This is a genomic window from Crystallibacter degradans, assembly GCF_012952295.1.
Classification (GTDB): domain Bacteria; phylum Actinomycetota; class Actinomycetes; order Actinomycetales; family Micrococcaceae; genus Crystallibacter; species Crystallibacter degradans.
The window spans coordinates 1-19704 of the sequence record NZ_JABBCH010000028.1; the positions used below are offsets into that span (position 1 = coordinate 1).

Here is a 19704-nt window from a genome sequence, read left to right on the forward strand (position 1 = left end):
CGATCGGACGACCCGAGGAACGCACCAGTTCCACGGCGTCTTCCTTGTACTTCTGGGTGTACTTCTTACGATCCGACATTAACGTGAGGGCTCCTTACAAGCTGTCTCACAAAACCATACGGCCGCAATCCAGGGGCGGGCGTGGACGAAAGCGTATGCGGCCTTCCTGGTAGCGATATTACGGCGCTTGGTAGTGCTCCGGAGAGCCGATGGGAACTTGTCGGTAAGGTAGCGGCGCCCGTTGATCCTCAACATGGGCCGGGACTCGTCGATGAAACCGGATTGCGCTCTTGCTTTGCCCGTTCTCCCACGGGTGCGCTTTTCGCCGCCGCAAATATTCTTGCGCTCGGTTCCACAGGTGATGCCGAGATTCAGAAAGGCATGATTAGAGACTTAACGCTGCCCGGTCCGGGCCGCGACAAGGCAATGGAGGATTCGGAAGGTACACCTTCCGAATCCTCCTCGCTGCAGGTTGCAGGATTTCAAATTGACTCCTACTCACCACAAGAAGCCCATATCGACATCGCCTTCCGTCTGGACAATACGGCTGTGGGACACATCAATATGCCGCTGCGATGGTCGGAGGGAGATTGGAAGATCCAGATTGGAGATGCAGGCCAACTCATCAATGACCCTGTTCAACTCAATGACTTGAGTGGCTACATTCCCTGGTCCGGAGTCTGACATGCCTGAGCAGGAATGCGGCCTTTTTGAATTCAGCTGCAAGACCGGCAAATTCGTAGCCAGGGTCGCTACTGATGGCATAGAAGGTTTAGCTGCAGCGATCATGGATGGCCTGAGCGAGATGGTCAGCGCGCTGTCCGTATTTTGGGTCGCAATGCCTTCGATAAATCTCACCACCGTTGATGGCCAGTCACCGTCACCCACTGTTGATTTCCTCCAGGATGGGCTTTGGTATTTCACTGCTTCCCTGGCCGTTCTGGCTGTCATTATCGGCGGCATGCGGCTGGCATGGGAACAGCGTGGGGAGCCGGTCCGCAGCCTGCTGCGGGCCATGCTGACCTTGACATTGGTTTCCGGTATGGGCCTGGCAGTGGTTGCCCTGCTCGTTGTCGCTCTCGATAAATTCTCAATCTGGATCATCGAGGATTCTACCGACGGACTAGGCTTCGCTAACGCCTTGCGAATTCTAGTACTGCTGGACCAGCAACACGTGGGTACCTTTCTGCTGATCGTCCTCGGTCTGATCGGCATCCTGACCACGCTGGTCCAAGTTGCGCTGATGATCGTCCGCGGCGGAATCTTGGTCATCTTGGCCGGAATCCTGCCCACGACAGCGTCGTTCACGAACACGGAGATGGGCCGGCAATGGTTCCAGAAAGCCGTGGGATGGACGATCGCTTTCATCCTCTACAAGCCGACGGCCGCCGTCGTTTACGCTGCAGCGTTCAAACTCATGGGAACCGACATGGGCACCAGTGCGAATGTCTTGGTCAATTCCATTACCGGCCTTGCCCTGATGATCGTGGCCCTGTTGGCCCTGCCGGCGTTGATGCGCCTCGTTGCTCCGATGGTCAGCGCTGTTGCTGCCGGCACTGGTGGCGGCGCATTTGCCGCCGCCGCCCTCGGGGCGGCCGCGACCGGCGCCGTCTCATTGGGCCGTTCTGGAAGCGGACGGGGAAATTCTTCCCCTATCCCGGGCAGCGCCAGCAAGACCGGCGGGGACAAAGAAAACAGTTCCGCCGCAACCCGTTCGGCTACAGGCAGCGTAGGCAAGGGCAGCACTGCCGCGGGCAAATCCTCCGGCTCCTCGGCGGCTGCCGGGGCGGGAGGCAAGACGCCTGCTTTCAGCGGAGCATCATCTGCGGGTTCCTCTGCCGCAGGCGCCTCGACGGGGGCGAAGGCTGGGGCCGCCGCAGGACCGGCCGGAGTAGCGGCAGGAGCGGCTGCCTCGGCCGCTACGCAGGCTGCCAAGGCAGCACAACAAGTCTCGGAAGAAGCAGCGGGGGAGGGTCCCAGTGGCAGCAACAGGTAGTGAGTACAAGGAACCGACGTACGGGAACTGGCGGATTCCACGGTCGGCGGGGCTGGGCAACTTCAGCGCCATCGGTACCGGGATCATCCTGATCGGCATGATCACCGGCATCATCTGCTTTGCGATCTGGGGCCTGTTTCCAGGCCTGGCGGTCATGGCCGTTTTCGGGATCGTCCTGCTGCTGCTGTCCATCAGGGACCGGCACGGCCTGACCCCTTTGGACCGGATCGGTGAACGCCTCCTTTTCAACCGCTCCCGGCGCACCGGCAGCAACCTCTACCGGTCGGGACCGCTGGGACTGACCGGGTGGGGGCTGTACCAGCTGCCGGGACTGGCGTCGAAGTCCCGGCTGTACGAGTTTCACGACTCCTACAGCCGCCCGTTCGCCCTGCTGCACCTGACCAGCACGAACCACTACAGCGTGGTGTTCTCCACCGAACCCGACGGCGCGTCCCTGGTCGATCCGGAACAGATCGATAACTGGGTCGCGAACTGGGGCGGCTGGCTCGCCGGCCTCGGCGACGAAGCCGGCCTGGAAGCCGCCTCCGTCACGATCGAGACCGCCCCGGATTCCGGGTACCGGCTGCGCAACGAAGTCGAGCTGAACATCGACCCGCACGCCCCGCAGATCGCCAAGGACATGCTGTACGAAGTCATCGGCACCTACCCCGAAGGCTCCGCCACCGTCCGCGCCTGGATCACCCTCACTTTCACCGCCGCCCTGCGACCGGGCTCGCGCAAACGCACCCCGGAGGAAGTTGCCCGGGACCTGGCCTCCCGCATCCCGGGCCTAGGGCAGCGGCTGCAGTCCACCGGCGCCGGAATCGCCCGGCCCATGCCCGCGCAGGAACTGTGCGAAACGGTCCGGGTGGCTTACGACCCGCCCGCCGCGCTGATCATTGACGAAGCCCACGCCGCCGGGCACCCTGTCGCCCTGTCCTGGGACCAGGCCGGGCCCACCGCCGCGCAGGCGGACTGGGATGCCTACCGCCACGACGGCGCCTGCTCGGTCTCGTGGACCATGACCGGCGCCCCGCGCGGCTCCGTCCACGCCAACGTCCTGTCCAGGCTGCTGGCCCCGCACGGCGACGTCGACCGCAAACGCATCACCCTGCACTACCGGCCGATGGATTCAGCCCGGGCCGCGCAGGTCGTCGAATCGGACCAGAACAACGCCAACGTGCGCATCACCTCCGGCAACCGGCCCTCCGCCCGCGCCCTGGTGGACGCCCGCTCGGCCGCGCAGACCGCCGCCGAAGAAGCCGCCGGGGCCGGACTGGTGAACTTCGGCCTCGTCGTCACCGCCACCGTCACCGACCCAGGACGGCTGCCCGATGCCGTGGCAGCGGTCGAACAGCCGCGAGGCTGGTGCTGCGCCGGGCCTACGGCGCCCAGGACACCGCGTTCGCTTCGACCCTGCCCATCGGCCTGGTGCTGCCCAAACACGTCCTGCTGCCCAGCGAGATCCGGGAGGCCCTCTAAGAATGGCACCACTGCTCATCCGCAAAAAACCCCGCACGGCCCCGGCGACGACGCCGGAACAAAAGCCGAAACAGGCCAAGAAGACTGCACCCATGGTGCGGGAAAAGCTTCCCGGCCAACGCGGGTGGCGGGGCCCCGGCGGCGGAACCGCGGCCCTGCTACCGGCAATGAAGGAGTACCGGGGGACCACGGTCCAGGTCTGCGGGCTCTGGCCGTTCTCCTCCGGGACGTCGTCGCCGATGATCGGCGTCCCCTTGGGCCGGCACGAGGAAACACAGGCTACCGTCTGCTGCGACCCGATCAGCTGGTTCCAACGCGCCGGGCTGATCTCCAACCCCTCCGCGTTCGTGCTCGGCAAACCCGGACTGGGCAAATCCACCCTGGTCCGCCGGATGATGCTCGGCCTCGCCGGCCAAGGCACGCACCCGCTCGTCCTAGGCGACCTCAAGGGCGAACACGTCGACCTCGTCCGCGCCACCGGCGGGCAAGTCATCCCCTTGGGGAGGGGGCGGGGCTACCTGAACATCCTCGACCCCGGCGAAGCCCTCGAAGCCGCGGAACGGCTGACCGGCGATGCCCGCGCCCGGGTCCTCGCCGACGCGCACGCCCGCCGCCTGAACATGGTCATCGCCCTGATCACCATCAGCCGCAACCAGCCGCCGACCGATCAGGAACAAACCATCCTCGACCGCGCCCTGCGCTGGCTCGACGAGCACTTCGACGGCGTCCCCGTCCTCGCCGACCTGCTCCACGTCATCCAGCAGGGACCGGATGAGCTGCAGCAGGTCGCCCTGAACCGCGGCGACTGGGACCTTTACCAGGCCGAAACCCGCGGCCTGGAAGCGACCCTGCTCGGCCTGACCGGCGGAGGCAAGCTCGGGGAGATCTTCTCCCGCCACACAACCAACCCCATGCGCCGCGACGCCGCCGTGGTCTTCGACGTCTCCAGCATCGACGAAACCGAAACCGACCTGCAGGCCGCGGTCCTGCTCGCCTGCTGGTCCTACGGCTTCGGCACCGTCAACGTCGCCAACGCCCTGGCCGACGCCGGCCTCGAACCCCGCCGCCACTACCTCATCGTTCTCGACGAGCTGTGGCGGGCGCTGCGCGCGGGCAAGGGCATGGTCGACCGGGTCGACGCGCTCACCCGGCTCAACCGCTCCTACGGCGTCGGACAAGTCATGATCTCCCACACCATGTCCGACCTCCTCGCTCTCCCGAACGAGGAAGACCGGATGAAAGCCCGCGGCTTCGTCGAACGCTCCGGCATGGTCATCTGCGCCGGACTGCCCGCCTCCGAAATGCCCCTGCTCACCGCCGCCGTCCCCTTATCCCGGCAGGAACAGCACAAACTCATCTCCTGGCAGGACCCGCCCGCCTGGGACTCCCGCGGCGTCCAGGCCGAACCGCCCGGCCGCGGCCGGTTCCTCATCAAGGTCGGCGGGCGCCCCGGTATCCCCGTCCACATCGGACTCACCAACGTCGAAGCCAAACTCAACGACACCAACAAACTCTGGCACCAGACGGACACACCTTTGATGGCCGAAGCCCCTGCGGCCGGCACCGGGGGAGGGGAAGGATCGTGAGCGCACCGAACCGGAAAGGCGGGGCCAATGACTTCACCGAAGGGATCCTGCTCTTCATCGTTATGGGCCTGCTCGCCGCCGTCCTCGGCGGCACGTGGGCGGCCGCGCACTGGGGTTCGTCCCTTGCCGGTCTCCCGGAGCCCCCGAATCATCCGGCCGTGCTGGTCTCCGGATTGGTCAAGGGCGAGATCCCCTGGCCCCTGGAATCCACGCTGGTTGCCACCGGGATGGTTGTCCTGTTGCTGCTGATCGCCATCCCGATCACCGTGATGGCGGTGCGGCGTTCCGGTAAACGGGCCCGGGTGGATAAGGCCGCCTCCTATCTGGGACGGGGCAAGTCACTGGCCGCGTTCTCCGAACGCGGCGCCCGTGCCACTGCCGAAAGGCTCGGCGTCACCGGCAGCCCAGGCATCACCGTCGGACGCGTCGTTGCCACCGGACAGAAGTTCATCCAGCCGTGGGAAGACCTCAGCCTCGACATCTGGGGGCCCCGGACCGGTAAAACCACCTCCCGGGTGATCCCGGCGATCCTCGACGCCCCCGGCGCCGTGGTCTCCACCTCGAACAAGCGCGACGTCATCGACGGCACCCGCGGCGTCCGCGACAAGGTCGCACCGGTGTGGGTGTTTGATCCGCAGAAAATCGCCCAGGGAGAACCCGACTGGTGGTGGAATCCGCTGTCCTATGTCACAGACGAGGAGAAGGCTTTCAAGCTCACGCAGCACTTCGCGGTCGGTTCCCGCCTACCCGGGGCCAAGGCCGACGCTTACTTCGACCCGAAGGCCGAAGACATCCTCTCTTCCTACTTCCTCGCCGCCGCCCTCGGCGGCCTGTCGATCATCGAGGTGTATCTGTGGGTGACGGAGCAGGTCAGCCGGGAACCCATCGAAATCCTCAAAGACCACGGCTACGAACTCCAGTACCGAGGGCTGGAATCGACCCTAAAACTCGCCGACAAGCAGCGCGACGGGATCTTCGGGACGGCCGAGAAAATGATCCAGTGCCTTAAAAGCAGGAACACCCTGCGCTGGGTCGCACCACAGAACGGCGCCACGGTGGCCTCGGATCCGAGGCCGCAGTTCGACCCGGTCGCGTTCGCCCGGTCCCGGGAAACAATTTACATTTTGTCGAAGGAAGGGGCCGGTTCCGCGGCACCGCTGACCACGGCGCTGACGGTGGCCATCGCCGAAGCCATGGAAGAACGCGCCGAACGCAGCGGCGGCCGGCTGGACTCCCCGGCGGTCTTTGCCTTGGATGAACTGGCCAACGTGGTCCGCTGGGCGGCCCTGCCGGATCAGTTCAGCCACTACGGGTCCAAGGGCCTGATCGTCATGGGCATCCTGCAGTCCTGGTCCCAAGGGGTCGAGCTGTGGGGTGAGGCGAACATGCGCAAAATCTGGTCGGCCGCGAACATCAAGGTTTACGGCGGGGGAGTGGCCGAAGACGGCTTCCTCCGCGCCCTCTCCGACCTCATCGGCGACTACAGCTACACCAACCACTCGGTCTCGAGCGGTAAGAACGGGCGCAGCCGCTCCCGGCAGGAAGGCAAGGAACGCATCTTCGATGTCTCCAACCTCGCCGAACTCGACCGCGGCCGCGCCGTCGTCCTGGCCTCAGGCGCACCGGCCACCCTGGTCAAGACCCTGCCCTGGTACACCGGCCCGCACAAAGAAGCCGTCGAAGCATCCCTCACAGCCCACAGCCCGCGCAAAGAAACCGACGAACCAGCACTCACCGGACAGGTACAGGCATGAGCGTCGAAATCGGCCTCTTCGCCGGCACGGAAAACGGAAACAGCCAGGACACACCAGATCCGGTCGACGGTAAGCAGCCGGAGCTGGTGTTCGGGTCGGCCGAAGAGTTCCTCTTCGAACAGCTCCTGCCAACGTATGTGCGTGATGTGGACGGACGTTCTGCCAAATGGTGCATCGAATGGTTCTTCCACCCCGAAGCCGTCGCACGTGTGGAGGCGCTCTGGCGATCCTGGGAACACCTCCGCCTCGACGGCGCCACCGGCGCCAGCGTCTGGTGGCGCGACCACGCCGACCACCACATGCGCGTCCTCCTCGACCCCCACGGCCCCTTTTACAACTGCGACATGAAAACCCATCGCGACCCTGACCGGCTGGACCCGCGACGGGCGCCGACAGGCTGGTTCCCCGACGCCAGGGATACGGCTAGTACGCCAACGGCTGTGCGATGAACGTCAGAAAGCCATGAGCAATAGTCCAAGGGACTTTGGACTATTGCGGTGGCAAGCCAGACCGAGACCACCCCGAGTGTCCAGAGCATTTTGGACGATCCGCTACGTCGACGCACACGGTCATTGTCCAATATCGAGCGTGCCGGCTAGGCCGAGGTAGCCGGCTGCTTCGTTCAGGCCCATGGCGCGGCGGCGGCGTTCGGGCAACAAACCGAAGACAGCATAGGCTGTTTAGGCGTCGAACAACATGACCGCGCCCATAGCAGCGCACAGCAGTCCGATTAGACTCAGGCTGAGCAGAACCGCCCGCACAGGTCCGAACGGTTCGCCGGACCTGCGGGGCCGCGAGTACCGGTACATAATTGTTGGAATGCCCAGAACCAGCCCGAGCAGGATAAGTACAACCGCCAAGTCCATGGGCCCAGATTAGAGCAGGCTCGAGGAGGAGACGACGAGGTCTTCAAAGTCCGGTTGGGCTCATAGAGGCAAGCTGTCACCTGCATCGTGGTCGTCGTCCCGGCCTACGAAGTAGACCAGGTAATCACCGTGGTCGTCTTTGAGTACCGGGATGAAGCCGAAGGATTCCCAGTACGACCTCAGTGCCGCCTTGGCCGCCTCGTGCTCCGGTGGCAGTTCGTCCGGTGCATCATCTTCCAGCAGAGGCGCCGCGCGCAGCACGACAAGGTCCGTGTTGCGTCCGATGGTCTCCAGTACGGCATGCAGGACATGATGTCCGAGCTTTTGCCCCTGGTAGTCGGGTTTGATCTCCACGTTGGACAGAATCAGTAGATCCCCGCCGAATACGGTCATGCCGGCTTCTTCCAGGACGTCGGGGCGCATGATCCCGAGGACCTCGCCGAAGGAGGCCAGCTCCTGGTCGACGGCGTCGAGCGTGTCGAACAGATTAATCAGCCCGGCGTCCGGAACGGTGTGGGCCACCGCGGAGCCGATGCTGTGCTCTTCTCCGTCACCTTCGTCGTCTTCAAAGACGTCGGCGCTGATGTCGATCTGCCACGTTAACGGGTAAGTCTCCGGATACCCGCGGTGGTCTGGCACACCCTGGTATTTCAGCCGGTAGGACAGGGACATGTACTCAGGCTCGACGACGATCATTGTGTCCCGTTTCTGTTGAGTGCCGATTGCCACCAGTGTATGGGCGCGTTCCGGAACTGCGGGTAAACCTAAATCCTTGAGTCCCCACGGCGCGATGAAGTTCGTGGCAGGCGGAATCTGCGAAAGCAGTAGAGGAGAATCAGCAGTGCGATCAGGCCGGAGGCGATCAAGGCCAGTCCGACACCCCATCTTCCTGGGAGCCACCACTGCTCGCCGATGGTCCACCAGCCCGGCATAGGCGCCAGTCGCCTACTGCCGGCCGCCGTCTTGAGGCTAAAATCAGCGGCGCGGTCCGGCTTGAAGGCGTAAATGAGCATGGCGATGCTCACTGCCAACTTCGGTGACAACGGACAAAGAGCACGAGCCTCCTGGCACGCCATCACCCCACCACCGACAACAAACGTGACTTCTGATCGATTCGGATGTCAGGGCCACGGAACATACTCGCCACCATCGGCGTGGAGTAGGCACACCTGTAGTTCACGAGGAGGAGCGGTCAGCGGGCGTAGGGCGGAACGTGCCGTTCTTCGTTGAATGGTTCAAACCAGTGCTCGAGTGCCGTGGATGCCAGACGCAACTGTTGATTCAGTCTTGCTGCTGCCTGATTCGGCTGTAGGAGCGGAGCGGCGAAAGCGTCACTGCGGTGATGTGCCTGTCGCAGCGATCCAATTCCGCAGATGTTGAACGAAGGACCGTATGTGCTCGGGCGGCCACCAGTGCCCGGCGTCCACCTCCACGACTTCCAGCTGCGGAACCCATTCCTGCACCCCGTCCACCAGGCGCGGCGAAAGAAACGGGTCGCGCCGCGGCACGACAACCTGCACCCGAACGCTGCACCGGCCCGACAGCTGCTGGCGGCGGAACGAGTTCGCCCGGTAGAGGGCCAGGCCGCGGACTCCGTTGTCGCCGATGCCGCGGCCGGCAAATTTCTCGAAACGGGCGGTCAGGAATTTCCGCCAGAGAAGTTCGGGCAGCACCGGCAGCTGGAAGAAGGCGACATACGAGCTGCGCAACATCTGTCCCAACGCCTGCGGCCACAACAGCGGCCGACGAAGCCGCTGTTTGAACCAACGGCGCAGATGCCCTAAGTCCGGCCCGGAGATGCTGGTGAAGCTCAGGATCCGCTCCTTGGCACGGGGATCCTGGATCGCCGCCCAGCCCTGGATGGATCCCCAGTCGTGGCCCACCAGATGGACCGGTCCCGCCCCCGCGGCGTTGATCACGGCGAAGAGGTCATCGACCAGGGCCGGCAGCCGGTAGTAGTCCAGTTTTTTACTAGTGGTGCGGGACGCACCGGCATTGCGGGTGTCGTAGGTGATGACACGGCAGTCAGTGCTCAGCGCCGGTACGGCATATTCGAAGAGCGTATGGTCATCCGGGTAGCCGTGGACGAACAGGATGGTTGGTATTCCGGGGGCCGGAGCAGGGCCATAGCTATAGACGGCCAGTGTGGCGCCCGGCCGGATCACCGTTCGACGTTCCTCTTCCATCGGCTGCCTCCTTGCTTCCAGCCGGTACAGCCAGCGTACGACCGCGAGGCTGCCGCCGCGAGCCTTCGCTCCCGCCGGGCTTCCCACTACTACGCTTGATCGGTGAGATCCGCCCGGTCTCCCGTACATATGAGGACCATGCAGAAAAACCGCTACCGCCTGTCGCTGACCGCCGCCCTGCTCGCCGCCATGTCGCTGGCAGCCTGTACCCCCGCCGAGACCGAAGTTCCGGCCCCTGCAAGTGCCGCCGAAACTTCTCAGAGCGCTGCTCCGTCTGCTGCGATTTCCCCGGCCCCGACCAAAGATCCGGCCAAGGAAGCTGCCAAGGCTGAGGTACCTGCTGCGTCCGGGACCGCGCTGGAGCAGCTGGCCACCATCGACATCAAGGGCCGCGCGCCGAAGACCGGTTACTCGCGGGAGCAGTTCGGCGACGGCTGGCTGGACCCGGACCGCAACGGGTGCGATGCGCGCAACGACATCCTCCAGCGCGACCTGGTCAACGAGACCTTCAAGCCCGGCACCAGCAACTGCGTGGTGCTGACCGGCACCTTGGCCGACCCCTTCACGGCGACCACCATCGACTTCGTCCGTGGCAACAAGACCAGCACGCTCGTCCAGATCGACCACATCGTCGCCCTCTCCGACGGCTGGCAGAAGGGCGCCCAGCAGCTCACGGCCAGCCAGCGTGAAGCCTTCGCCAACGACCCGCTGAACCTGATGGCCGCCGACGGCCCCACCAACGGTGCAAAGTCTGATTCCGATGCCGCAACGTGGTTGCCGCCGAACAAGGGCTTCCGCTGCGAATACGTGGCCCTGCAGACCGCGGTGAAGGCCAAGTACGACCTGTGGATGACCCAGGCCGAGCACGACGCCATCAAGAACATCCTCACCTCGTCCTGCCCGGACCAGCCGGCTCCGGCCGACAACGGGGGAGTGGCAGTGCCGGTAGCCATGAAGGAAGCCCCGGCCAAGCACGCTCCTGCAAAGGAATCGGCCGCCAAGCAATCAGCGCAGAAGCAGCAGGCCCCGGCCGCCCAGCAGAAGCAGGATGCTCCGGCCGGGTCGGACGAAGAAACAATCGTGTACGAGAACTGCGCGGACGTGAAGGCGAACGGCGCCGCCCCGATCAAGGTCGGCGACCTCGGTTGGGATCAGAAGTTCGATCGCGACGGTGACGGGGTCGGCTGCGAAAGCTGACCGGTGATGCCGGGTAGCTTCGCCGGAAGCTGCAGAATCAAGGGGGACAGTATGAAGGCAAGCGATACGGGTGGGAGTACCGGGAGACCGGGGGCGCGGATCGGCGCGGGTGTCGCCGCGCTCGTCCTGGCTGTCTGGTCCCTGCTGACCTCGCTTGCCGGCATCAACACGGTCATGTCCCATCCGACCGATCCGCTGGCCCTGCTGCTCAGCGCCGTACTCAGCGTCGGGGTGATTTCCCTCGCCAGCGGCGTCATCGCAATCGCCGCCGCCGGCTGGCATCCGGGACTGACCTTGCTGGTGACACACGGAGTCCTGAGCCTCATCGTGACCGCTGTCTTCTTTATTGCTGTCGCCGCGAGTCCGTGGAGCGCTGCCGGTGTCGCATTGTCCGCTGCAGTTCTTGCCCTGGGGCAGCTCGCGAGGTAGCCAAGGCGTAGCCTGGCCGTCGGCTGAGCCCGGCCTCTGGCAGCCGGTCGAGCGAGGGCTTCGGGCCGGACCGGCACGTCGAAGGAATGCTCTGCGTTGTCGGGGCGGGGGACGGTCTGGGTCCTGGTCCAGGTACACGTAGGAGGAGACAGTGGTCAGCCAAGGGCACCCGCGATAACAGATTACGCCGGCTTTCTCCCACAATGGCGGACGGCCCGTTGTCCATGTCTACCGTTGTGCCGGGGAAGGCAATTCCGGATACTGGATGGTGCACGCCGATGATTCAGCCACGGCACCGGGCGTAGGGTTGGACGCATGCAAATCCCCGATCAGCCCGTCGAAGCGTCCATCCACATTGCCATCGACGTGGACATCACCGACCCGGGGGAGCTACAGAACTACGCCGTCGCCAAGGCCCAAACGCCGGAGCATCTGGCCATGGCCTCGTCCGGCCCTTTCGCGGCTCTGGCTGTCTCCCTGGATCCGTTGGCCGTCGCCGCCGAGGTGCCGGGTATCCGCCTCCTACGCGGCAAGGTCGAACCGGCCGAAGGCCACGGTCTGGCGGACCTAGTGATGCCCAGCGTGACTGGGGGAGAGGATGAGCGGGAGCCGGCGGACACCGGGCTCGGCGACAATGCGGTCGCCGCACTGCTGGAAGCCTCGGAGCGGGCCGGCGGGATCGAGCTCGAGCTCCTTGGCCACAAGCCGGATGCCCCAGAGGCTGAACGTGAACCGACCAGGCACCGTGCCCTGGTGCTGGCCGGATTGCTCTGGCATGCGGGTGCGGCCATGGTTGATGAGCTGTTCAATGACATTGACCTGCTCAGGGACCGGAAGCCCACTGCCGCGGACATCGACGAGACGTATGTGATCGGCGGCCTGCCTCCGCAGTACGCCCACCGCTACGACGTGCGTTTCGCTGCCCGGTTCCTTGCGGTCTGCAACGACCTCACCATGAATCTGGCCGCCGGCTGGAAGGAGCCATCCTGTGTTGCCCAGGAGCTTGCCGTGCGCTGCCTGCTGGACGAGGCCGAATACCTGGCCGACGACCTGGAGCTCGAAGCGGAGCTACCGCCGGACTGGGTGGCCATGCTGGAACAGCGTTTCCTGCGGCTCGCCGACTCAATGATGCTGTTCGACCCGGCCATGGACGGCTTCGAGAACGATCCGGAGGCCAGCCCGGAAGGGGCGCCGTCCATGAAGTTCGAGGACTGGTTCAGACCGTTCAGCCCAAACCACCACGTGCCGCCGTTCGCCGAACGCGGCTGACCGCAGGGGGCGCAGGCCCTATTGAGATGGTACCTACTTGGCCTGGTCCGGATCCCAGTCGCTGGGTGGGTCCTGCTTCTCCAGCTCTTCGATCAGCGGCCCGAAATTCGTGTCCGGGCTGGCGGCCGTAATGGCACGCAACTGCTCGACCACCTCCCGCCACAGGTCAGGGGCCCAGGCTCCCGTGCCAGTGCCGTTCTCGCGCAGGAACGCATCCATGGCTGACCGCCGGTAGATCCGGGGCGACCCGCGCTATTCAATAACCGGGCCTCTGCCTATCGCCTTCAGGCTGTACATGAACTTGGTGCTGATAGTGTGCCCGACGGGGCCGCTGAGGTAGGCCGCAGCCTCCTTGGTCGTCATCTCCATATCAGGCAGCGGGTCGTCCAGGGCATCGGAACTCATCATTGCTCTTCCCATCGCTTTGATCTGTCGAACCCAGTGGCTTGTGGCTTCCGAGCATAGTCAGAATAATGGCTTCGTGGATGGCTTCGATTCCGGCTACATGCTGGACGATGAACGAAACCGGCTGGGGCAGGATCAAGCCCGACTGGCAGACCAGGAACTCATTCGTGACCTGCGGGACCTGCTCGGCGCCAAACTGGTCGCCTACATCGCCTCGGTGAAGGAGACCCGCACGGTGGGGCAGTGGGCCGAAGGTAAAAGGACGCCCTCAGCCCAGGTGATGCAGCGCCTGCGCACCGCGCATGATGTGGCCGCCGTGATAGGGACGAAGGATTCCCGTGCGGTTGTTCAGCCTGGTTCCAAGGCATGAACCCTCATTTGAACGACGTGTCTCCGGCAAGGCTGCTGCGCGAGGGGCCACCGAACGAGGCAAGGCGGGCCGCGTTGGCTGCAGCCCGGGTTTTCGCCGCGCCAGGCTGATTAGCCTAATTGTCCAGAGGCTGTCTGGACAATATGTTCGAGTGCCCAAATCACTGATCAGCCAGCTGGCGCGTCTCCGGGCGCCAGCTCTGGGAGAGCCACTCGGAGGCCAGAGGCCGGCGACGGGAACTCGCGCGGCAGCATTCTCAGCCGAAGGTGTTGTGGCAAGATGCACGATGTCCTATCTCAATTTAGTTGGCCACGCTGACGTGGGAAATGGCCAACTAAATTGAGACGAACTGGCTCCAAATCGTCTCATTGGAGTTGGCCATTCCGTATTACTAGCCTTGGGATATTTGGGCGCCGTCGGCTGGACACAGTAGGCCCGGATGCGGTGCACCGACGTCTGCCAGTTCCCCAGATCGCCTTAGGTTCGCGGACCGGCTCGAATGGTTCGGACTGGCGGCTGTGCTGTATGCGCTTGGCCATAGAGGCCGCCTTAACTGAGACAGGTCCCAAGAATCCGTAGGAGGCCAACTAAAATGCGAGAGTGGCCAACTAGTAGATTGAGACAGGACACCCGAGCCGATACAATACCCTAAGAGTATCAATACCCCGCTATCGATGCTCTACTGGTAACCCGGCATATGCCTAACCGGCCAATTCCTATCACTTCGGGCCGGATTCTTCGCTTCCTGCGCGTGTCAGGGTGGCTGGGGCTGCCATCCCTGATTAGTCCTTGCTTTGGATCTCACAAGTTCGGGGTACGTTTTCCAGCGGGCACCAGCGCGTTGTTCGTGGATGTCCATCACCTGATAGCTGTAGCCCAGGGCATCGGCTGCAATGGCCGGCGGCATCGACAGGACAAGTTCCTGGAGGGTTGCATTCTTTGCTCCCTGCAAATCTATTCCGGCCTCACGCAATCGAATCATGAGGCGGTTCGCGCTAATGTGTTCGCCCGGGCTGAATCCGGGAAAGCACCAGGGCGAGCCTGGGTTGGAGGCGGTATTCGTATTTGGCCGGTTGGCGAGGTAGTCCTTGAAGGCTGGGATGAAAACGGCTGGGACTTCGATCGGGTCCTCGCCGAAAACGACCTGCAATCCACCGTCGTCGGAGTGCAAAAACTGCTCCATCTTCATGGCGGCGACTCGTGTGAGGGGCTGGCCGAAGAGGAGCATGAGTAGGCATGCAGCGCGGTCGCCGGAGTCAAGTTCATCATCGTCTAGAGCACGGCGAATCAACTCCAGACGACGGTCTTGGCTAAGTCGGGGAAGCGTCTTGGCTACGCGGTACGGGAAGTCGAGTTTAGGGATGTGCCGGGCTTCCATGGCCCATCTGGCGAACGTGCGGGCGAGGCTTCGGGTTGTTGGCCCTCCCGCCAGCCAATCGTTGATGTCCTCCTGGGTGCATTCACCAGGGTCCCTTCCGCGCCCGTCCAAGAACCCGAGGAACTCGATGGCCGTCGAGGTGGACTGACGAGCGCTCAGCAGGGTGCCCTCCTTGAGGCTGTTCTGGCTGGCCAGATGGCGCATCCGGTTCAAGTGGACGAACCTCGCGAATTGCGCGATTAGCCGCTTGTGCTTCGGGGAGGGGACTTTCAGCAACTTCTGGTCGAGCCAGATTTCAAACCGTTCGATGCGTCCGTTGCGCTCCTCGATCATTTCCAGACTCATCATTAGTTTGCGCAGATGCTGAACTTTCCCCGGTGTCGGGTGCTGAGTAAATGTTTCGTGTGTGAGGGAGGCTGAGCCGGTCCCCAGGGCGCGCAGCAGCTCTTTCGCCGGCTTATTGGTAATCATCCAGACCCTGGCACTGCGCGCGTTCGCCTGTGTTGTTAGTGCCCGATAAAGCGGGAGCATATGCTCAGCGATGCCGCCGTGCTCATCGCGCAGCAGATCTCCGAGGTCATCTTTCAGGCAGCAACGCGCGCAGAGACCCGTCCGGACAGGCTCATCCTCAACTCCACACCTGGTGCAGTGGAAGTTTGCCGGAATTTGGGCGCAATCCACGCAAACAGTCTCCCCGGAAGGGGAGAGGCCGGGCAGGAGCCGCTGTTCCCCGCAGCCGTGGCAGACCCCGTGGATGCGAGTGATCCGCTGATGACAGCGCCGGCAGATGCTGCCTTCCGGCCACGTCACGGCAAACTTCACACCAGTGCGGGTGCAGGTCCGGGGACTGCTGTTCATCGGTCGGTGGGGCGGACCCGTGCACGCCGTGGCCGGATGGTTTCATTTAGCGATATGGGCTCGGCCGTGCTGCCAACGGTCCGTCGAAGCCGGCTGTTGGATGATACCGCTTCGAAGTGGCAGAGATCCTCGACGGAGCATTCCAGGGCGTCGGTAATCGCACCCAGCAGCGCCAATGACATACGTTCCGGCTTCTGCCCTACCAGCCGGTATATCTGTGAGTCCGACAAGGTGATGCCGCGGTCAGTGAGCAAGGGGAGCAGGTCTGAAATGTTGTTCAGGCCTCTGGCTGCCATGATCTCCCGGAGCCGCCATTTGTATTCGATACGCCGATTCATTCCCTGCCTCTCATTCCGCTGTCTGGCCTAGTTCGGCAGCCATTTGGTTGAAGGCTTGCTGCACCACGCGGTTCCGGTAATCGGGGGATACGCCAGTGTAGATCGACGTGGTGGAGCCATGTTCATGCCCGACCTGTTGCTGCACGAAGAACGCGTCGTATCCGTCCTCGACAAGGTGTGTGACGTAGGAGCGGCGCAGTGAGTGGAAGTCCAGGCCGTCACCGAGGCCTGCTTCTCTCCGGATGACGGTGAATGCCCGGCTGAGGGCATCAGCTGTCATCGCTCCGTTGCGCTCGGATGGGAACACGTAGTCGTTGGTCTGAGCTGAGCCGATTCGGGGTCTAATGTCATCGATCCAGTCCCGGAGACAGTCGACTGCCCAATCGGCTTGGGGCACGGTGACGACCGTTCGGTGCTTGGGCGGCGATCCGGCCTTGGCTTTCCCATGGCGCACGTAAACCATGCCGAAACCCCGGAAACTTTTAGCGGCCGGGTTGCGCCCGAAGTCCGCGAGCTCCAGTTGCCGGACCTCATTGCGTCTCAGGCCCCATGCATAGGCAGTTTTCATCATCGTTGCGAGCCTGAACCAGGCCGCCCAGCCTTTGTGGCCGGACCGCTGGGCAGCCACGACGTGGTCGTCCGCGCAGTCAAAGAGCACCTGCAATTCTTCTCGCGTGTAGGGGCGCTTCTTCGGACCGCCCATAGAGTCTTCGCGATGCCTTGCCGTGTTCCATTCGAAGGCTATTTGCGCAGGATGTGTTCCGAACCGCTTCAGGCACTCTTCAGCCCAGCCGTAACTTGAATCAGTCAAATACTCGATGAAGAGCCGGACCGATCCCTGATAGTTGAGCATCGTCGAGTGGCTAACACCGCGGACCCCGCGAAGTTCAAGGGAGAAGTCATCCATGTCCTTCACCTCCCAGTGCCACGGGTACTTTTCCGCGAACCGCCTGAACCGTTCGATGTTCGCGATCCGCTGGTCGATTGTCGTGAAGGACAGGTTTCGGCCGAGCTGCTGGTTGCGCCATCCATTGAGCATCTCCTCCCAAACGAGTTCCTCGGGATGGAGTACGGGCAGGCCCTGGGCCAGATGAAGGGGGACAACCCCGGGCGGTAAACCCGTCATATTCGCTTCTGCGTCATGTGCGAAACTTTCGCATATTATGCGAATTGGGTCAATCGTCGTAGTAAAACGCCCAGTCAGACGCCGGTTTGGGCAGGCCGCCCGCGTCGACGAAGAATCATCCAGCGTTCTTCTTCGGGCTGTCCTTACGCCTTGTTCCCCGGATTCACGCGCCAAACGGGGCAGGTGTCGGGGGACCGGCCTATTCGCACTTTCCGGGAATGTGCCGTCTTCAGCTTGACATAACGTACGTTATCGGCGTTCAAAAACAGCCGGGGGAGGAGGCCTGCGTGCATGTCTGTCCGTTGTCAGTTGAGTTGGCAGATTTGTCAGAAGACACGGCAGCTTATGGGCTGGCAGCGATTGTGTCAGTTAATGTGGCAGCGTGTCTTTGCTTGGTGCTGTCAGACCCTGGTCGCCCCAAGAGATCGCGTCATTGCTCGTCCCCACGAGGCTGGCGAGCCGCCCTGAGCCGCGGCTCAGGGCGAAGACTCACCGCGGGAGCACGCCCGCTGCGGGGATTGAGTGACCTTGGAACCAGACACCCACAAACCGTGAAATCACTCAGGATGCAACTACTACGTACATACGGAACTGCCAAATCGAATGACAACCAAACGACGGACCGCTGTCAGTAGAACTGGCATTTTCCCACCTCAGCGCTGCCAGATTCACTGACAACGGACAATGTCACCGGAGCGAGCTTGTCCGAGCCCTGTCAGGTTGACGGAATATCCCTTATCGGCGTTTAAGTCACGGGAGTAGAAGTAGCTGTGAGAAACTCCCATTCCATAACTAAATCGTCTCCACAGGTCAGGCGCTTGGCTTCCACAAGTCCAGGTCCAACCAGTCAGCCGGGAAGCCCATGCTGACGTTGGGAGATAGGAGCTCGGTCCCGTCCGGGGCTGGAAGTTCGATGTCGAGCTTTTTGATCTGCGTCTTGAAGGTCAGATGCCAGTTGGAGCCACTGCTGCGCGACCTGAGCATGAACGCCAGGACGGCGGCGTAGATGTAGAGCCTTTGTCGTGGTTTGGGTGTGTTCGTGAAGTCGGAGCCGACCAGGTGAGTCAGAAGGTCGCCGTGGGTGTCGTGTTGCCCGAACGCGATCGGTCGTTTGAAGGCGCGGTTGAAAAGGCGGGACCCGTGCGCGCACGCATTGCGGAAGTCGACCATCATGCGCAGCATCGCCCCAAACCGGCTGGGGTGGGCGAACCCGAACATGCGCGCTACCTCGCGTGCGTCCGGGGTCTGCATGAGCTCAAAGAGATAGGGCAGGTTTCCGAAGCTGAGGACCTCGGTTACGGCCCAGATAGGCGCGTCCTGGTGGGGATACTTCAGTAGGTGGTGCTTAAGGAAGTCTTCGTCTTCGGCGCCGGACTTAACCGCGTCCCGCCAGGTCGTGGTCCACGCATCGAACTTTGTACGTTTGCCAAGGGATTGATCTCCGCTGAGCTGGTCGCAACTGCGCGCCTCGAGGAATTGCTTGTCCGCGTGGGCTGCAACGTTCTTCGCCGCGAGCGTGTGGGCCATGGCTGCCCTCAAGCGAACTTCGAAGTCCAGCAGGCCTTCCTGGCGGACCCGGGCCAGCTTGAAGTCGAAAGCTTCCAGCTTCAGGACGTGCTCAATGCTCGCCCCGGCTATGTAGTCATCGGAACGGTATTGGTGCAGACGCGCATCGATCTTTTCAGGTGGAAGCAGCCGCCGGAAAACGTACCGGTACGCGCCAGAGCGGAAGTAACCAACACGGGTGAGGAAGTTAAGCGCTGCGGTGGGGTCAGGAATGGCGAGGCCACGGGCTTCGAGTTGTCCCAGTAGCTCGTCGCGCTCTTTAAATTCCTTCGTATACTCCACGCATCACCGTATGTCGCTTAATGAAAATTGCCCCCTTGAGCCGGAGCTCAGAGGGGGGCAATGTCTGATGGCAAAAATGTAACACATTTACCCGGGTAGCGGGTAAACGCCCTCGTTTAGGGTTGCCACGTCAAGGTGAAGGGCGTCCGGGGCCAGGTCGGTCGGGTGACGCTTCAAGCGGTCGCAACGTCGGTTACCGCTGGAACTTTCGGCAACTGATGGCCCAACGTAACCTCTGGAAAACCACCGAGTTCCTCCCCCTCCTCAAAGCGCGGGGCATCAACCTCTCCAACGCCCAGGTCCACCGGCTCGTCACCGGAACACCCGAACGCATCCCTGCCCAGACTTTCGCGGCCCTCTGCGACATCCTGGAATGCACGCCCAACGACCTGTTCGAACCCTTCGTGCAGATGCGTGCCGCCAAGACCGCCAATGCCCAAAAAAGGCCGGAAGACCTGGGAATCGCACCCGGCGCACCGAGCGCCCGCCGGATCCGCGTGCTGCCACCGGACGAGGATGCCTAGGCCCCGAAAAGCCGGGGTCTCCACTTTCGCCATTATGTTCGCTGCCGCGGCAGGAGCCCGTGTGCGGCGACGTCTTCGAGTGCTGAAAGCTC

19 protein-coding genes and 1 pseudogene are annotated in these 19704 nt (G+C 63.1%); 11 read left to right on the plus strand and 9 right to left on the minus strand.

Annotation, left to right across the window (positions count from 1 at the left end):
• Window positions 1-141: 141 nt before the first annotated feature.
• The 6 genes and pseudogenes from HGO92_RS21945 (at window position 142) to HGO92_RS21970 (ending at window position 7267) form a co-directional block, all read left to right on the plus strand.
• Window positions 142-684 (plus strand): DUF8175 domain-containg protein, encoded by a 543-nt coding sequence (locus HGO92_RS21945; protein WP_169998667.1) that lies wholly within the window; start codon window positions 142-144, stop codon window positions 682-684.
• 1 nt (window position 685) lies between these two features.
• Window positions 686-1996, plus strand: a complete 1311-nt coding sequence (locus HGO92_RS21950) for a TrbL/VirB6 family protein (RefSeq protein WP_169998669.1) — start codon at window positions 686-688, stop codon at window positions 1994-1996.
• Window positions 1980-3293 (plus strand): annotated as a pseudogene (locus HGO92_RS21955) (SCO6880 family protein); the annotation flags it as partial. The gene HGO92_RS21950 and the pseudogene HGO92_RS21955, both read left to right, overlap by 17 nt.
• A 187-nt stretch (window positions 3294-3480) precedes the next feature.
• A complete protein-coding gene (locus tag HGO92_RS21960; RefSeq protein ID WP_169998672.1) occupies window positions 3481-5064 on the plus strand; it encodes a helicase HerA domain-containing protein in 1584 nt (527 codons plus the stop codon).
• Complete coding sequence (locus HGO92_RS21965) at window positions 5061-6818, plus strand: TraM recognition domain-containing protein (protein ID WP_169998674.1); 1758 nt, start codon at window positions 5061-5063, stop codon at window positions 6816-6818. Before HGO92_RS21960 ends, HGO92_RS21965 begins: the two co-directional genes overlap by 4 nt.
• Window positions 6815-7267 carry a DUF4913 domain-containing protein gene (locus HGO92_RS21970; protein ID WP_169998676.1) on the plus strand — a complete coding sequence of 151 codons (453 nt, stop codon included), beginning with the start codon at window positions 6815-6817 and terminating at the stop codon, window positions 7265-7267. Before HGO92_RS21965 ends, HGO92_RS21970 begins: the two co-directional genes overlap by 4 nt.
• 231 nt (window positions 7268-7498) lie before the next feature.
• Here the strand turns inward: HGO92_RS21970 and HGO92_RS21975 are convergent, their stop codons facing one another.
• The 3 genes from HGO92_RS21975 to HGO92_RS21985 form a co-directional block, all read right to left on the minus strand.
• Complete coding sequence (locus HGO92_RS21975) at window positions 7499-7684, minus strand: hypothetical protein (RefSeq protein ID WP_169998678.1); 186 nt, start codon at window positions 7682-7684, stop codon at window positions 7499-7501.
• 60 nt (window positions 7685-7744) lie between these two features.
• Window positions 7745-8413 (minus strand): hypothetical protein, encoded by a 669-nt coding sequence (locus HGO92_RS21980; RefSeq protein WP_169998680.1) that lies wholly within the window; start codon window positions 8411-8413, stop codon window positions 7745-7747.
• A gap of 602 nt (window positions 8414-9015) precedes the next feature.
• Entirely contained in the window at window positions 9016-9870 is an 855-nt protein-coding gene (locus HGO92_RS21985; protein WP_169998682.1) for an alpha/beta fold hydrolase, read from the minus strand.
• A 138-nt stretch (window positions 9871-10008) separates the two neighbouring features.
• On the opposite strand from HGO92_RS21985, the gene HGO92_RS21990 reads away from it, so the two are divergent.
• The 3 genes from HGO92_RS21990 to HGO92_RS22000 all read left to right on the plus strand — a co-directional run bounded on the left by HGO92_RS21990 (window position 10009) and on the right by HGO92_RS22000 (window position 12765).
• On the plus strand, window positions 10009-11067 hold the full coding sequence (locus HGO92_RS21990) for a GmrSD restriction endonuclease domain-containing protein (RefSeq protein ID WP_169998684.1): 1059 nt from the start codon (window positions 10009-10011) through the stop codon (window positions 11065-11067).
• A 51-nt stretch (window positions 11068-11118) separates the two neighbouring features.
• Complete coding sequence (locus HGO92_RS21995) at window positions 11119-11496, plus strand: hypothetical protein (protein WP_169998686.1); 378 nt, start codon at window positions 11119-11121, stop codon at window positions 11494-11496.
• 315 nt (window positions 11497-11811) lie between these two features.
• Window positions 11812-12765 (plus strand): hypothetical protein, encoded by a 954-nt coding sequence (locus HGO92_RS22000; RefSeq protein WP_169998688.1) that lies wholly within the window; start codon window positions 11812-11814, stop codon window positions 12763-12765.
• Between the two features lie 33 nt (window positions 12766-12798).
• On the opposite strand, the gene HGO92_RS22005 is transcribed toward HGO92_RS22000, so the two are convergent.
• Window positions 12799-12984: a hypothetical protein gene (locus HGO92_RS22005; protein WP_169998690.1), complete on the minus strand. Its 186-nt coding sequence runs from the start codon at window positions 12982-12984 to the stop codon at window positions 12799-12801.
• Window positions 12985-13017: 33 nt separating this feature from the next.
• Window positions 13018-13173 carry a hypothetical protein gene (locus tag HGO92_RS22010; RefSeq protein WP_169998692.1) on the minus strand — a complete coding sequence of 52 codons (156 nt, stop codon included), beginning with the start codon at window positions 13171-13173 and terminating at the stop codon, window positions 13018-13020.
• A 73-nt stretch (window positions 13174-13246) separates the two neighbouring features.
• On the opposite strand from HGO92_RS22010, the gene HGO92_RS22015 reads away from it, so the two are divergent.
• On the plus strand, window positions 13247-13540 hold the full coding sequence (locus HGO92_RS22015; protein ID WP_205834938.1) for a hypothetical protein: 294 nt from the start codon (window positions 13247-13249) through the stop codon (window positions 13538-13540).
• 754 nt (window positions 13541-14294) lie between these two features.
• Here the strand turns inward: HGO92_RS22015 and HGO92_RS22020 are convergent.
• From HGO92_RS22020 to HGO92_RS22035, 4 genes are all read right to left on the minus strand, one after another.
• Window positions 14295-15740, minus strand: a complete 1446-nt coding sequence (locus tag HGO92_RS22020) for a site-specific integrase (protein ID WP_169998694.1) — start codon at window positions 15738-15740, stop codon at window positions 14295-14297.
• Between the two features lie 32 nt (window positions 15741-15772).
• Window positions 15773-16114 (minus strand): helix-turn-helix domain-containing protein, encoded by a 342-nt coding sequence (locus HGO92_RS22025; RefSeq protein WP_169998697.1) that lies wholly within the window; start codon window positions 16112-16114, stop codon window positions 15773-15775.
• A gap of 10 nt (window positions 16115-16124) precedes the next feature.
• Entirely contained in the window at window positions 16125-17240 is a 1116-nt protein-coding gene (locus HGO92_RS22030) for a tyrosine-type recombinase/integrase (protein WP_169998698.1), read from the minus strand.
• 810 nt (window positions 17241-18050) lie between these two features.
• Window positions 18051-19088: an Abi family protein gene (locus HGO92_RS22035; protein ID WP_169998700.1), complete on the minus strand. Its 1038-nt coding sequence runs from the start codon at window positions 19086-19088 to the stop codon at window positions 18051-18053.
• Window positions 19089-19210: 122 nt separating this feature from the next.
• On the opposite strand from HGO92_RS22035, the gene HGO92_RS22040 reads away from it, so the two are divergent.
• Window positions 19211-19612 carry a helix-turn-helix domain-containing protein gene (locus tag HGO92_RS22040; RefSeq protein ID WP_502305994.1) on the plus strand — a complete coding sequence of 134 codons (402 nt, stop codon included), beginning with the start codon at window positions 19211-19213 and terminating at the stop codon, window positions 19610-19612.
• Window positions 19613-19704 lie beyond the last annotated feature (92 nt).

Bases quoted from the DNA above. Each gene is read 5' to 3' on its own strand.
- HGO92_RS21950 (WP_169998669.1), top strand. From the start codon at position 686: ATGCCTGAGCAGGAATGCGGCCTTTTTGAATTCAGCTGCAAGACCGGC.
- HGO92_RS21960 (WP_169998672.1), top strand. From the start codon at position 3,481: ATGGCACCACTGCTCATCCGCAAAAAACCCCGCACGGCCCCGGCGACG.
- HGO92_RS21970 (WP_169998676.1), top strand. From the start codon at position 6,815: ATGAGCGTCGAAATCGGCCTCTTCGCCGGCACGGAAAACGGAAACAGC.
- HGO92_RS21975 (WP_169998678.1), bottom strand. From the start codon at position 7,684: ATGGACTTGGCGGTTGTACTTATCCTGCTCGGGCTGGTTCTGGGCATT.
- HGO92_RS21985 (WP_169998682.1), bottom strand. From the start codon at position 9,870: ATGGAAGAGGAACGTCGAACGGTGATCCGGCCGGGCGCCACACTGGCC.
- HGO92_RS21990 (WP_169998684.1), top strand. From the start codon at position 10,009: ATGCAGAAAAACCGCTACCGCCTGTCGCTGACCGCCGCCCTGCTCGCC.
- HGO92_RS21995 (WP_169998686.1), top strand. From the start codon at position 11,119: ATGAAGGCAAGCGATACGGGTGGGAGTACCGGGAGACCGGGGGCGCGG.
- HGO92_RS22000 (WP_169998688.1), top strand. From the start codon at position 11,812: ATGCAAATCCCCGATCAGCCCGTCGAAGCGTCCATCCACATTGCCATC.
- HGO92_RS22005 (WP_169998690.1), bottom strand. From the start codon at position 12,984: ATGGATGCGTTCCTGCGCGAGAACGGCACTGGCACGGGAGCCTGGGCC.
- HGO92_RS22010 (WP_169998692.1), bottom strand. From the start codon at position 13,173: ATGATGAGTTCCGATGCCCTGGACGACCCGCTGCCTGATATGGAGATG.
- HGO92_RS22025 (WP_169998697.1), bottom strand. From the start codon at position 16,114: ATGAATCGGCGTATCGAATACAAATGGCGGCTCCGGGAGATCATGGCA.
- HGO92_RS22030 (WP_169998698.1), bottom strand. From the start codon at position 17,240: ATGACGGGTTTACCGCCCGGGGTTGTCCCCCTTCATCTGGCCCAGGGC.